Source organism: Pedobacter sp. NO84, from assembly GCF_059703915.1.
The window spans coordinates 1,393,017-1,405,753 of sequence record NZ_AP046575.1 but is presented as its reverse complement, the minus strand read 5'-3'; the positions used below and the strand labels follow the sequence as shown (position 1 = coordinate 1,405,753).

Annotated in this window: 15 protein-coding genes; 3 read left to right on the top strand and 12 right to left on the bottom strand. The window is 35.8% G+C overall.

Annotation, left to right across the window (positions count from 1 at the left end):
- Positions 1-35 precede the first annotated feature (35 nt).
- Positions 36-773 carry an electron transfer flavoprotein subunit beta/FixA family protein gene (locus AC6H0V_RS06150; protein WP_497562838.1) on the bottom strand — a complete coding sequence of 246 codons (738 nt, stop codon included), beginning with the start codon at positions 771-773 and terminating at the stop codon, positions 36-38.
- Positions 774-891: 118 nt separating this feature from the next.
- On the opposite strand from AC6H0V_RS06150, the gene AC6H0V_RS06145 reads away from it, so the two are divergent.
- Both AC6H0V_RS06145 and chrA read left to right on the top strand, forming a co-directional pair.
- Entirely contained in the window at positions 892-1,227 is a 336-nt protein-coding gene (locus AC6H0V_RS06145; protein WP_497562837.1) for a tetratricopeptide repeat protein, read from the top strand.
- Between the two features lie 258 nt (positions 1,228-1,485).
- Positions 1,486-2,685: a chromate efflux transporter gene (gene chrA / locus AC6H0V_RS06140; RefSeq protein ID WP_497562836.1), complete on the top strand. Its 1,200-nt coding sequence runs from the start codon at positions 1,486-1,488 to the stop codon at positions 2,683-2,685.
- 195 nt (positions 2,686-2,880) lie between these two features.
- On the opposite strand, the gene AC6H0V_RS06135 is transcribed toward chrA, so the two are convergent.
- From AC6H0V_RS06135 to AC6H0V_RS06090, 10 genes are all read right to left on the bottom strand, one after another.
- Entirely contained in the window at positions 2,881-3,381 is a 501-nt protein-coding gene (locus tag AC6H0V_RS06135) for an SRPBCC family protein (RefSeq protein WP_497562835.1), read from the bottom strand.
- The gene (locus AC6H0V_RS06130) at positions 3,378-3,704 is read right to left on the bottom strand and encodes an ArsR/SmtB family transcription factor (protein WP_497562834.1); all 327 of its coding nucleotides are present in this window, start codon (positions 3,702-3,704) and stop codon (positions 3,378-3,380) included. Before AC6H0V_RS06130 ends, AC6H0V_RS06135 begins: the two co-directional genes overlap by 4 nt.
- Positions 3,705-3,827: 123 nt before the next feature.
- Positions 3,828-4,244, bottom strand: coding sequence for a hypothetical protein (locus AC6H0V_RS06125; RefSeq protein WP_497562833.1), 417 nt, complete (start codon positions 4,242-4,244; stop codon positions 3,828-3,830).
- Between the two features lie 98 nt (positions 4,245-4,342).
- On the bottom strand, positions 4,343-5,137 hold the full coding sequence (locus tag AC6H0V_RS06120; RefSeq protein WP_497562832.1) for a hypothetical protein: 795 nt from the start codon (positions 5,135-5,137) through the stop codon (positions 4,343-4,345).
- 336 nt (positions 5,138-5,473) lie between these two features.
- Entirely contained in the window at positions 5,474-6,226 is a 753-nt protein-coding gene (locus AC6H0V_RS06115; RefSeq protein ID WP_497562831.1) for a hypothetical protein, read from the bottom strand.
- Between the two features lie 31 nt (positions 6,227-6,257).
- Positions 6,258-6,914: a tetratricopeptide repeat protein gene (locus AC6H0V_RS06110; RefSeq protein ID WP_497562830.1), complete on the bottom strand. Its 657-nt coding sequence runs from the start codon at positions 6,912-6,914 to the stop codon at positions 6,258-6,260.
- A 146-nt stretch (positions 6,915-7,060) separates the two neighbouring features.
- Entirely contained in the window at positions 7,061-8,047 is a 987-nt protein-coding gene (locus AC6H0V_RS06105; RefSeq protein WP_497562829.1) for a serine hydrolase domain-containing protein, read from the bottom strand.
- Positions 8,044-8,613, bottom strand: a complete 570-nt coding sequence (locus AC6H0V_RS06100) for a dihydrofolate reductase family protein (RefSeq protein WP_497562828.1) — start codon at positions 8,611-8,613, stop codon at positions 8,044-8,046. The genes AC6H0V_RS06105 and AC6H0V_RS06100 overlap by 4 nt, the downstream gene beginning before the upstream one ends.
- Before the next feature lie 271 nt (positions 8,614-8,884).
- A complete protein-coding gene (locus AC6H0V_RS06095) occupies positions 8,885-10,309 on the bottom strand; it encodes a hypothetical protein (RefSeq protein ID WP_497562827.1) in 1,425 nt (474 codons plus the stop codon).
- Positions 10,310-10,317: 8 nt separating this feature from the next.
- Entirely contained in the window at positions 10,318-10,932 is a 615-nt protein-coding gene (locus AC6H0V_RS06090; RefSeq protein ID WP_497562826.1) for a hypothetical protein, read from the bottom strand.
- Positions 10,933-11,297: 365 nt separating this feature from the next.
- Here AC6H0V_RS06090 and AC6H0V_RS06085 point away from each other — a divergent pair, with 365 nt between their 5' ends.
- On the top strand, positions 11,298-11,465 hold the full coding sequence (locus AC6H0V_RS06085) for a hypothetical protein (RefSeq protein WP_497562825.1): 168 nt from the start codon (positions 11,298-11,300) through the stop codon (positions 11,463-11,465).
- A gap of 496 nt (positions 11,466-11,961) precedes the next feature.
- On the opposite strand, the gene AC6H0V_RS06080 is transcribed toward AC6H0V_RS06085, so the two are convergent.
- Positions 11,962-12,615, bottom strand: coding sequence for a hypothetical protein (locus tag AC6H0V_RS06080; protein WP_497562824.1), 654 nt, complete (start codon positions 12,613-12,615; stop codon positions 11,962-11,964).
- Between the last annotated feature and the right edge of the window lie 122 nt (positions 12,616-12,737).

Below are 12,737 nucleotides of genomic sequence, written 5' to 3'. Positions count from 1 at the left end.
CATAGTGCAAAGCGCTCCAGGCTCCAAGCTCTATGCTAGATTACTTTCGCTTCACTATGCAACAATGAAATTAACTCTTCTGCATTTTCTGCAGGGATTAACTTCACAGCGCCACGAGGAGCGGGGGTTTCAAATTTAGTTACCTTGCCTAATTCTTCAATTGCGGCAGCTTCCACAACGGTTAATGGTTTGGTTCTAGCAGACATGATCCCTCTCATATTTGGAATTTTTGCCTCTGCAGTACCTTCCGCACAGCTCGCTACAAATTTTCCAGTAACGCTAACCACTTCTTTACCGCCTTCAATCTCTCTTTCTATTGTTGCTGTGGTACCATCATAATCTAATTTTTTAATGATTGAGATAGAGGGGATATCTAAAAATTCACCAATCATCGCAGCTACCTGCGAACCATTGTAGTCAATTGATTCCCTTCCACATAGAATCATATCAAATTCATTGGCTTTTGCGTATTCTGCAATTTGGAAAGCAGTAAAATAGGCATCTCTAGGTGCTGCATTCACACGAACAGCATCATCAGCCCCAATGGCTAACGCTTTCCTAATAGTAGGGTCTGTAGCGCTTTCTCCCACATTGATCACCGTTACCGTCCCTTTTCCACCTTCACAAAGCTCAATAGCTCTAGACAAGGCAATCTCATCATAGGGATTAACAATAAATTGTACACCTGCCGTATTGAATTGTGTATTATCGTTGGTAAAAGTTATTTTTGTGGTTGTGTCTGGCACATTACTGATACAAACTAATATTTTCATAATTTATATTGATTTTTAAAGATAATGAACCAAAGATTTAGCACATTTATGCACTTAAAAAGGATTGGTTCCTTAAATTGTCTTGGTGCAAATCTAATTAAAAAAGCAGGGATTTAAAATGCAAAACACGCGATTAGCTAAGTTATTGGAATTTTTAGCAAGCGAACCTAATGATAGCTTTGTATTATATGCTTTAGCTACAGAATATAACTCGTTAAATGACACAGAAAAAGCCTTTACCTATTATTTAAAATTGGTTGAGGAACATCCCACCTACATTGGCACCTATTATCATTTGGGAAAACTGTATGAAAAAGAAGGTCACAAAGATAAGGCCATTCAAATTTACCAGGATGGGATGACCGCCGCACGTACTAAAAGAGATATGCACAGCCTCTCAGAACTACAAAGTGCCTATAACACCGCTGCAGGTTTAGACTACGAAGATGACTAGGGGCTAGGATTACCAGGATTAATAAGATTATAGGATTACACGACTAGGATTAATAAGATTAAGGGATTACAGGATTTATGACTAAGATTAATAAGAAATTTTGCGGTATGCAATGGTCTTGTGCGTTAGGCGTCCCTCTTCGCTCATCGCTTATCGCCACACGCTTTTAGGACTAGGATTAAAAAGATTAAAGGATGTAAATGATGATTGACATCGATCACAAACGCTTAACGCCCACCTCTACACACTAGACGCAAAATGGGAAAACGACAACTCTTATTTATTAGAAACGTGGTGTTCTTTACTTTTTCTGCCTTTGGAGGAGCTCAAGCGCATGTTTCTTTGCTATTGAGGTATTTTGTTAAGAATACTAAATACGTGTCTGAAGAAGAGCTATTAGAGCTAAACGCTTTGGCACAGGTTTTACCCGGACCAGCTTCTACGCAGACCTTGGTAGGTATTGCCTATAAAGTTGGTGGTCTTAAACTAGCTATACTCACTTTTTTTATATGGATCCTACCTTCTGCAATATTAATGACATTAGCAGCCATAAGTTATTCGGTATTAGATCAGAAACAGAAATTTCAGGAGATCATAGAATATATCCATCCCATTACCATAGGGATAGTAGCTTATGGCGCCTATAATTTTGCAAAAAAAGCCTTGGATAATGAAATTAGCATTTTATTGGCCATATCGGCTGTTATTGCTACCCTCATTTTAAAACAGGCCTACGTTTTCCCAATTGCCATTTTAGTGGGAGGGATGATTTCGTCTGCAATAGGAACCTCTAAAGAAGAAACCCAGATCAGGGTAAATCTATTTGCTAATATTAATCCACGAAAACTGAGTTATTTTATTGGAGTATTGTTATTTATGGCAGTATTGGGTGCTATTATCAACCGAACATCGCCTTTTAGTTTACCGATCAGGCTGTTTGAAAATTTCTATCGTAATGGCATGTTTGTATTTGGTGGAGGCCTATCCTTAGTTCCCTTAATGCTTACAGAATTTGTTCAGGCGAAGGCCTATCTTTCGCAATCTGATTTCCAATCTGGATTTGCCTTTCAACAGATCCTTCCTGGCCCCACATTTTCATTTACAAGTTATGTAGGTGCATTGAGCATGAAACACGGTAATTATGGGATAGCTGGCCAAACCTTGGGTGGTTTTTTAGCAGTATTAGGGATTAACCTGCCGGGCCTTATTTTAGTCTTGTTTATCGTTCCATTTTGGGATGACCTTAAAAAAATTACCCGAATAAAACATTCCTTATCAGGCATCAATGCAGTTAGCGTTGGCTTTATTATTGCCGCTTTGATTTTATTGGCCAGACCCATCGGGTTTCACTGGATGCCAATCTCTATTGTTATCTCCACGTTTTTGATCTTGAATTTTACTAAGGTTAGTCCGCCGATAATTATTATAGCGGGGATAGTTTTGGGGTACTTATTCTAAAATTTAGCGTGAAGAACACAAAGGTGATTTTTCAGTTTCCCAAAAGTGTGTCACCCTGAGCTTGTCGAAGGGTATAGTTTGGTCTTCGACACGCTCAGACTGACAACTAGGGATGATATCTAACAAGTGCTATTGGCCAGAATAACCGACTTCAATTTAGGTGTCTAAGGCGCCTTAGGTGGTTAAAGATCGAGATCATTTCTGCGATAACGTTGCCAAGAGTTCTTCTAGATTGTCTATACTCATTGTAAAACCTTCTTTAAAGCCCATTTCGATCATTTTTTCAAGACGGGCAAGGGATTCGTTTTTAATAGTTATACTCACCTTGGTGATCCCGTTCTGCTCGCTGAATTTATAATCCCACTCAGAGCCCGGCAGTTCAGGATTTTCATTTTCGTCTGCAAAAGCATTATACATTTTAAAATTAGTTTTTGGCGTAATGGAAGTGTATTCCTGAATCGACCAACGCTCTAATCCTTCTGGACTTACCATAGCATAAAACCTTTTTCCACCAACTTCGAAATTCATGTACTTTGTTTTTGATGACCAGGGTCTAGGTGCCACCCATTGGTCCAATAATTCCTTTGTAGTAAAAGCATCCCATACCAGGGAAAGGTCGGCAGCAAATTCTCTGTTAATGTATACTGTTTGTGAAGGTTTGTCGACTGTAAAATCGAATAGCAGATTGTTTTTCATCTTTTATTGTTTTTTATGGTTAATAATACTTCGTCTAACTGATTGAACTGGGTTGCTAAAATATTTTTGAATTGCTCCAACCACTTATCAATCTCTTTGAGTTGATTTGAATTGATGTGATAGTAAATTTCTCTTCCTTTTTGTTCGTGTTTCACCAAGTCACATTCTGTAAGGATCTGGATGTGCTTTGAAACCGCCTGCCTACTCGTATTAAATTCTTCTGCTAGTGTATTGGGGGTCATAGCATGGGAGGCAAGCAACAGCAAGATTGCTCTCCGTGTTGGATCAGCAATGGCCTGAAATACGTCTCGTCTAGTTTTCATGAGAATAGATAATGCAACTATTTGATTGCAAATATAAGTGCAACGATTTAATTGCGCAAATTTATTTTGAATTATTTTAGGGAAAGGTGTGGAGGCTGAGGAAGTTTAGATTGGAATAGCCATTTAAAGGTATCTATTCTTATAGAATAAATAATGACTTAATCCTATAATTGGTATTATTGGTAGTAAATAAGCAAAATGGTACCAAGTAGGGTAGTCTGCCCATACCCTAAAAATATGAATATAAGCTGCTGTACAAAAAACTACTGCTCCTACAAGCCAAGCACTTCTTCCTTCTTCTTTTCCTATTCTTTTCGAAACTAAACCGGCAAAGACAGCAGCAACTATTCCGACCAATAATCTGAAAAACAGCATTTTAGTTGTATATGATTTATCCAAACTTGCCTGGGCGTAGTTGGGCCAACATATACGCAGTAGATACAAACCAGCTGAGCCTACACTTACATACATAACTAGGCCGGAGAGTATGCCATAAATCTTATTTTTTCTATTTGTGAATTGATTTGGGGTGTTTTTCATTTCTAATCCTCTACTCAATCCTAAATATCCCGGTTATCTTCATCTTAGTTGTTTTAATTTAAAGAAGAAGATGATGCATTTTTACTTGTATTAGTCTTCTAAAAAAAAAGTTCGTAGTTAAAATTAATGATACCTGCAACATTCTTGATCCCGCCAACCCACAAATAAAAACTGTAGATATTCATTAGATAAATAATGAAAACTAATATCGCCTTGGAAATCAAATTTTTATCATGTTTAGGTTTTTGGCTCACTTTGGTTAGCCATTCGAAGCCAACTATCAAAAAGAAGAATGTAAACAGTAAAAAAGGAATAAAGAGCACAAAAAAACTAAAGGCTTCTAAGATGTTAAAAGAATCTGTTTTTCGTGTAAGGTACATTTTCTTATAGTTAAACATCTGAAACAATTTAGAATTTGATAAAGATTGAAATGCATAATTTTCTGCTATAAGTCTTTTTATTGCTGTATCTGCTTTTTCACTACTATCTAAAGCTTGCGGATTATTGTTTAACACACTTGTTTTTATTGACTTAGATACATTATCACTTATTTCAATAATTAAATTTGTTTTGGACCTAATTGTAATCCCTAACGACACGTGTATTAAAGTAGTGATAACGGTAATGTAAATTAGTTGCTTCCTACTAATCTTAAAACCTAAGATGTTTAGTTCGTTATAGTCGTCACTGTAACTGCTAGGTAATGCGCTATTATTCTTTTTAGAAAAATATTTTAATTTAAAATACGGTATATAGGGAATAAATAAATACGCACTAATAATGGTCACAAAGAGAAATAAGGAGTCCAAAAGTCTTAGATCCTTATCAATACCTTCTAGTGTTATCGTTACTAAATCTTCTGGGTTTATATATGAAAATATGTCTACTTGCATAAAAAGGGCGTTATAATATGTATATAAGAAATATATCTGGTTTTTTTTGCCGCGAGAACTATTTTTTAGGTTTCAAATAGCATTCATTTTTTAGCAAAGCTGTATTATTTTACACTATCTAATTTATAAAAAAAATACATAATCCATATTCAAGATAAAACAGATAAATTTACAGCCACTAAAATGATGTGGCGTTGTTTGGCCATGGGATGTGCCTCTAAGAAACAAGTTCTGTTGGAGTTTTGATAAGCATTAATTAGCTCTTAAACGTCTATTTATCGAAATAATAGAATGATTAATTAACTAGGTTCTAAGTGCTTTACTCAGACACTCTCGTTAGCGATTTAACATTACTTTGTCATACAGTGGCTTTAGTTGAGTGTCGCCAAATCCATAAATGCTTTCTCTATTCCAAAATTCCATGAATACCTTTTCAAAGACGGTAGAACCATTTTGTATAATGTCTTCAATAACTTGTTCAGGTCTTCCTTTTGTCCCATCTTTTGGAAAACGGTCTACATGAGCTTTAACTATCTCTTGCAAATAGGGGAAAGCAGACGGTTGATTTTTTGCAATATGAATTAATTCCTCAAGATTGTTACTTTTATAAGCCGTCCATAAGTCTTGTCCAAAATGTAAATCAGTAGGATTTAAAGGAGTTCGGTTAACAAAACAAGTTTTAAGCTCGCTTGAATCTGCTTGTCCAAAACCATTCCAAAACTGTTTACTTGTTTTGTTTAGATGGGAAGTATAAACAGCATAAACTTTTTTCTTTATCGTCAAACTATTGATAATTGAAATCACGAACCACATATTAACCTGACAGAACAAGTCGTACTCGAACCAAAGGTTAAATTCGGAATTGTCGGGAGCGTTCATTATTTTTTCAAATTCTTTTACAACACTGTCGTGATATGCTGCTTCAGGGATTCCTATATATTTAGCCCTTGAATCCCAAAAGTCATGTAAATTATCGCCTGATAAGCTTCCATCGATAAGTGCTTCTCTAACAACGATTATATCTCCTGAAATTTTTGCATCGGGAAAACTGTAAGCAAGAGAATCTCCATTTAGAATATGATAAACCATGTTGTATGTTTTTTCGTCATTTTAGCGGCACTTATTTTTGTTTGAGCATCGCTCTAACTTGAGGATGTATAGCTTTAGGATCTATTTTGTCTGTAAGTTTAAGGTATTTATATGCGCTGTCTTTTTGGTTAAAATAAGAATAAGCAGCCGTTAATTGCGCTAATATTCTAGGATTGTTTTTGTCAAAGCCATTTGCCTTGTATAATGAGCTTATGGATTTATCTAGTAAGCCACGTTGCTTTGTGACAAAAAATAATTGTCCATAGCTTGTGGCAAGCCCTTCGTACACCCTGGAATTATTCGGGTTAATCTTTAGTGATTTTTCAAAGAAGGGAATTGAGGCTTTAAATTCACCTTTTTTTCCTAACAAGTTAGCAAACCCCCAATACACATCGGCGTTTAGGCTGTCGAGTAGCCAAGCTTGATTAAAGCGTTTCATTGATGTTTCTAAATCATCCTTATAAAAATATTCCCAAGCCTTTTCAACAAAAGCAACAGCTGCAGTTTTTCTATCTGGGAATTTGGACGTAGTGCTAGAAATAAAAGTTTTATCTAACGCTAGTTGTTCATCACATTTGTGTACGTTTCCATACATCGGAAGCAGATTAATCCCTTCCTTGCATTCTTGGGCAGAGGTGCAGGCAATAAAAGAAGAACAAATCACAATAATTAGTAGCGCTTTTTTCATAATGAGTTATCAAATCTAATTCATTGAGGATTGACTAAGTTGGTGTATTTGAGTCAAATTCCTATGCTATATAATAGGGTAGAGTTAAATTCTCCACCAATTTTGTAAAAGCGTTGTTAGCAGTTCGTCTTCTTCTATTTAGACTGCTAGTTTATCTCGTCAAAAATTAAAGGCAAATATTTTTCAATAAATTTAGTAGAATTTTCAATTCCAGTTTCAGTATCATGATTGTAATTAATTCCAATAACTGAATTTAGATTGGGAACAATGAAAATAAATTGCCCACCATATCCCATTGCATAGTCTAAATTTTGCCCTTTGTATTTTGTTGAATACCAACAAAGTCCGTGCAATGAATTTCTTATTCCCCAAGGTGCTTTCAACTTGTTTTCTTTCCTAAAGAGTTCCGAAACCCATTGCTTCGAAACTATTTGAGTTTTATTGAATTCTCCACCGTGCAATAATAATTGCCCAATTTTAACCAAATCATCCGTTTTCATCCAAAGCGAAAGGCCACCACCATCATGGTATCCGTCATTTAGTTTTCCCCATTTATAATTTTCGATCTTAAGCGGTCTAAATAAATTTCTATCGGCAAAGATTGCAGTTTCCATTTTTGCTGCTTTAGAAATAATTACCGAAAGTAAGTGTGTTCCAGCGGTGTTATACTGATAGGTAGTACCTGGATCAGACACCAATGGCTGGGATATAATCAAACTTGAAGGATTGGGATCCACAAGCCATTTTTCGATTCGAGGGTATTCAAAATCTTTTAAACCGGATGTTTGATTTAAAAGGTGCCGAATTGTAATTTCTTTCTTTTTAGGTTCTTTGTCAGAAAGAATTTGTGGGAAAAAATCCGAAATTGGTTGGTCCAAACTGTTGATAAGGCCTTTATCAATAGCTATTCCTACCAGAATTGCAATAATGCTTTTGGTTTCGGATTGTATATTAAAGAGGTCTTTCTGTGTTTTACCATTATAGAACTCGCGAAAAACTCGTTTATCATCTGTAGTTATGATTACCGAGTAAATTTCTTTTTCCTTACCAAGCTGGTCTAAAAAGGTGGTTTTTTCTCTACATGATGTGAAACTAAAAGAAAATAAAATCAATATTATTAAGTGTTGTTTCATGAGGATATGGTTGTTTGATTTTTTGTCGGCTCATAATAAAACACTAGTGCACCTGAGTTTAGTAATTTTGTCTTAATGAGTTTTAATAAAATCCTGTCCTTAATTTGGTCAAATAATAGCTGCCCCTTTCCTTGTATGACAGGATGAATACAAATTTGAAATTCGTCTATAAGATTACTGTTTAAAAGTTGAATAATCAAACTCCTACTTCCAACAAGAATGTGTTGTTGTGACTGTTTTTTGAGCTCCAAAACTTCTTCTTCGAGAGGTCTGTTTGCAAGTTTTGCACTATCCCAGTCGGTGTTTTTAAGTGTGTTTGAGAAAACAAGTTTTTGAATTTTGTCGATTGAAATTGCAAAATCGTCCATTGATTTTTCACCGGAAGGATGTTGTACTAGTGTTTGCCAAAATTGCATAAGTTGGTAGGTGATCCGTCCGTATAAAATAACTCCAGCATTATCTATTAGTTCAGCATAATGTTGATGTAGTCCTTCATCAGCAATTCCTGCCTCATGATCGCAAACCCCGTCAAGTGTCATATTGAATGCTGCAATTACTTTTTTCATATATTATCTAATGTCTGTATGTTCTTGGGTCGTTTTATAATGATTGCTAATGCTTTGGGGTTTAGCGAAGTTTGGTAGGTTCGGTTAAAATTACTAGAAATCTGAACGGTACAGAAAAAATCTCCACCAAATTTTGCCAACCACTGTTAGCTGTTCTTGCTATTACCCATATGAGGCTTAGACTTTGTTCTAACATTGGCTGTCAGGTTTTTCGTACGCGCTTTTAGAAAATGGATAAATTCTTTGTCTTCTATTTCTGTTTAAGGTTTATTTATCTGCGATTATTTCGTGTTAAAATAGGTTTCGTCTTCGCGTCTTTTACACCACTCTTCGCAAGTATAAACATCGTTTTTACCCAATCCTTAAACGCCTTGTCAAAATCGTTACCTGGAGGTGAATATTTCTTAATCAGATCAAAGTAATCCTCAGAAAAACTTTTCTTAATATCCATGTATGAATAAGCTGATGCCTCCTTAAAGAATGCGGGAAGATTCCCTTTATTTTGAAGATATAGCATAAGATAGCGACTATATGCATAATTAAAGCTTTGATTAGCCTCATATTCGTCGACTTTATTAAAAGATTCCCAGTCAAGTTCAATGATGTCCATAACATTGGTGCCCATCAAGTTTCTGTTTATTTTATTTTCGTTTAAATATTCCCAATGCCCGCCAAATAAAAAATCGATTCTCCAGTTATTGATGCCCACCACTTTATTGCCTCTCAATTCAGAAGCTTCATAAAGCGAGGCCATACCTTCTTCCAGCCAGGCTGGCAATGTTGAATAATTGCTTTTGGAAAGTATATGGAATAGTTCGTGACATGTGGTACCAAGTATTGGTTTTTTATTGACCTCAGGGGCTATCGAGACAACGCATTGGTCATCTAAGCTTGAATAGCCAAAATTATGAGAAGGTAGAACAAAACCATGCAATTTTTCTGAAAAGTACCGAAATTCATTAATGTTTTTCGCCAGAAATATAGTAATATAATCTTCCGGCATTATCATCCCATACATTTGAGCATAAAAGGATAAATAGGCATTAAGTTTTATTTCTGAATCCTTATAATTAGTCATTGAATCCGAGGAAGTAGTTACAATGATAAATTTATCAAGCACTTTTATCCTATAATTAGTAAGGCCAATAGAATCATATAACCGTTTGTAAAAAATTCCAGCATCTATGCCTTGCCCTCTCTTAAGTCTCCTTTTGTTTAAGTCATCATCAGTAATGTATCTAAGTATCTTTAAAGTGTCTCCATGATTGATATTATTTGATTGTGATGTTGAATAGCCCAATTTCCCCCTTGTCCGGGCAAACTGGTTGCTGGTGCTTAAAGTATAGTTCTGAGTTAATTTGTTAATATTGATCATGCTGCTACAATTTGCGCTTAGCTTTTCAATTATTGCTTTAGCTTCTTCCGAAGCACGGTAACTTTTTTTTAGTAGATCAAAACATTGTTTAGGGTTGGGATTGGTGCTTCCTGTGTTGCATAAACTCGTGACCATGAGGATATCTAGCATTAGTGTATGCTTGCTTTTATTCCCTCCATAATAATCATTAATGGCCGAAATAACTTTGTTATATCTTTCTTCACGCCAATACCCCACGATCTTCTCTATTTCTGGCTCTTTTTGGGCAAACAGTTTTGATATACTGATCAATAAAAATATCATAGTGAAAATTATTTTCATGACAAAGTTTATTTTTTAAATGGGTCTTCAATTGCCGTATCGGGTTTTATATGTCCAATTGAATCACCTGATAACCGTTCAATTAGGGAATCAATTTGGTACTTAGAAAGAACCAATTTTTGCGTAGGAAAGTAGACGGAAGTATCGGTCTTTTCAATATACTGATGTGTAAAGATCGTAGATAGTATAAGCAGTGTGCCAAAACCAGCAATGATTATTCCAGGCGAATGAGATTGCAATCCAAATTTAGAACTACCCGAGCCAGCATTAAATGCATTTGATTCTTTATCGCTAAGCTTGCCAAGAATAAATATAGACCCAACAATGCACAGGATCATTCCAGTTACAAAACCTAGATACTTAATCCATGTGCGACTTGTCATTAAGTATTCTGCATTTTGCTGCCTTGCTTCTACTACATAAGATTCAAAATAGCACTGGGCAAGCCATTGCTTATCTTCTTTTGATAAGGGTTTTGCAAGGGCATTGTCGATCGTGTATTTGTCTAAAAATTTGTTGATATCGATTTTGTCACTTTGCTTATTTTTTTGAGAAAGAGAATTAAATTGGTAAACAGAAGCGGCGAGATAAAAAACTGTAAGCAAAATGATGATAATTTGCATAAAGGGAAGTAATTTTATTTGCCAGTTAGAATCCGACTGTGGCATAAGTTTTGATTATGTAATAAAAAATGATCGTTTGAGTTTGAATTTCTGCCAATTTTGCAAGCACCCATGTAAAGCAGTAATCCTGTTCATCAAAAAAGATGTGGTCTAACGTTAATTAGCTACCAAAACAATTGAAATATGGCAACAGAAACTACTGCTTTACCAAAGCTATTCATTGGCATTGACATTCACAAGAAAAGTTAGTCGGTTCATTTGCATAGCGTTAAGACCTTAAGAGTTTTACAATTCCCGCAGACCCCGAGGCTGTCTACGGTCACGTAGTTTGGAACGTTCCCGAACATGAGTTAGCCTTACCAACGATGCATGGTGTACTGTGGCTATGGTGCAGGGTATTTCCTGCAGATGGGCTGGGAGGTTACCTTAGTAAACCCTACGGCATCAAAAAAATAAAGATTCATAATGCAACAAAGGTAGTGGTCCCGATATTAGCGGTAGAGAGCATTGCCCAGCATGTAGCTGTATTATAACCATCGGGTGTTTGTAGTGTTTATCTTAAACAGCCACACATACCTGCCTGCCTGCGGGCAGGGCAGCCTGGTCTTTAAAATTACCGAGGTTTGAGGAGCATTAATTTAGCCCCCCCAAATGTCCATTTATTGGAATAACAGAAATGAATTATTACTCGGTTCTAGGAAAACTGTTATACATAGGAATCCTTGTTAGGTGCAGTTTGTGTTTAAGAGTGGTCTTTAGTTTCAGCGAAGAAGGGAAAATTGATAATGAAGTTGAGCAGGCATAAGCAAAAAGCCTGTCGGCAAATCTCGGCAGGTTGCTTATAAGTTTGCAGGTTTGCACCATGGGGTATGCGCCCAGAGTTGCACCTAACGTTCCGGCTTGGCGAAGCTTGGTAGCTCGAGTAAAGTTACTAGAAAACTTGAACGGTCAAAGAAGAACTTCCACCAATTTTTACTTCGTAGAGCTACGCCTGCGGCTCCGGTTTGCCAAACCCTTGTTATATGCAGGCTAGCTCGTTTCGGTTTCAATGTTCTTTACAATTGTTCTCACTACGCTGTGAAGGATATCAGTATTCCAATCGTTTAGGTAGTTAAATATTTTGTTTTTATTTACAGGATCGTCTGTTGAGTAGATTGCAAAATAAGTTTGGTAATCTCTAGTTTGGACTTTATTCCATTCAATTTCTTTAATTTCTTCCTTTAAAATCCCTTTATTTTTTAAGCTTAGATTTTCTCTATTAAATGTTACATCACAGATTCTAAATTCTTGATTGTCCCAAAATTTTTGAAGATAGCCATTTGCAATGTCACGAAAATAAAAGTCCCAAAGTTTGCTTAATATGTCTGCATAGAGATTATGAGAAGCAATTTTCTTTATTCCATAAAAGCTTTTAAAATTAAGTTTTAAGACTTTGTCCTCATTATCCCTGATGAATATTTGATATTCCCTTCCAATGGTAAACTTGTATCCATTAATCCACTTTACGCCAAAACGATATTCCTTGATTGATGCTTTATCAAATTTTATATATCGGTCTGAAGTTCCATTTCCTGATTCAAACTGTATAAATTCTGGATGGATAATCAGCTCCCTTAGTTTGCTGTCTATAGGTCCACGCTTTATTGTAAATACAGCTTTTTCAGAATTTTCTAGGGTTTCCATTTGAGAGACATATTGGCATAAATCTACATAACATATTTATTATACAGAAAGGTAAGCTAAATGCTGGCACATTTTTAGAATAATACCGGTTTGCGCAATAAAGGGTCTCCGATTTTAATGGA

Coding starts and splice junctions, on each gene's coding strand:
- AC6H0V_RS06150 (WP_497562838.1), bottom strand. CDS start 773: ATGAAAATATTAGTTTGTATCAGTAATGTGCCAGACACAACCACAAAA.
- AC6H0V_RS06145 (WP_497562837.1), top strand. CDS start 892: ATGCAAAACACGCGATTAGCTAAGTTATTGGAATTTTTAGCAAGCGAA.
- chrA (WP_497562836.1), top strand. CDS start 1,486: ATGGGAAAACGACAACTCTTATTTATTAGAAACGTGGTGTTCTTTACT.
- AC6H0V_RS06135 (WP_497562835.1), bottom strand. CDS start 3,381: ATGAAAAACAATCTGCTATTCGATTTTACAGTCGACAAACCTTCACAA.
- AC6H0V_RS06130 (WP_497562834.1), bottom strand. CDS start 3,704: ATGAAAACTAGACGAGACGTATTTCAGGCCATTGCTGATCCAACACGG.
- AC6H0V_RS06125 (WP_497562833.1), bottom strand. CDS start 4,244: ATGAAAAACACCCCAAATCAATTCACAAATAGAAAAAATAAGATTTAT.
- AC6H0V_RS06120 (WP_497562832.1), bottom strand. CDS start 5,137: ATGCAAGTAGACATATTTTCATATATAAACCCAGAAGATTTAGTAACG.
- AC6H0V_RS06115 (WP_497562831.1), bottom strand. CDS start 6,226: ATGGTTTATCATATTCTAAATGGAGATTCTCTTGCTTACAGTTTTCCC.
- AC6H0V_RS06110 (WP_497562830.1), bottom strand. CDS start 6,914: ATGAAAAAAGCGCTACTAATTATTGTGATTTGTTCTTCTTTTATTGCC.
- AC6H0V_RS06105 (WP_497562829.1), bottom strand. CDS start 8,047: ATGAAACAACACTTAATAATATTGATTTTATTTTCTTTTAGTTTCACA.
- AC6H0V_RS06100 (WP_497562828.1), bottom strand. CDS start 8,613: ATGAAAAAAGTAATTGCAGCATTCAATATGACACTTGACGGGGTTTGC.
- AC6H0V_RS06095 (WP_497562827.1), bottom strand. CDS start 10,309: ATGAAAATAATTTTCACTATGATATTTTTATTGATCAGTATATCAAAA.
- AC6H0V_RS06090 (WP_497562826.1), bottom strand. CDS start 10,932: ATGCAAATTATCATCATTTTGCTTACAGTTTTTTATCTCGCCGCTTCT.
- AC6H0V_RS06085 (WP_497562825.1), top strand. CDS start 11,298: ATGCATGGTGTACTGTGGCTATGGTGCAGGGTATTTCCTGCAGATGGG.
- AC6H0V_RS06080 (WP_497562824.1), bottom strand. CDS start 12,615: ATGGAAACCCTAGAAAATTCTGAAAAAGCTGTATTTACAATAAAGCGT.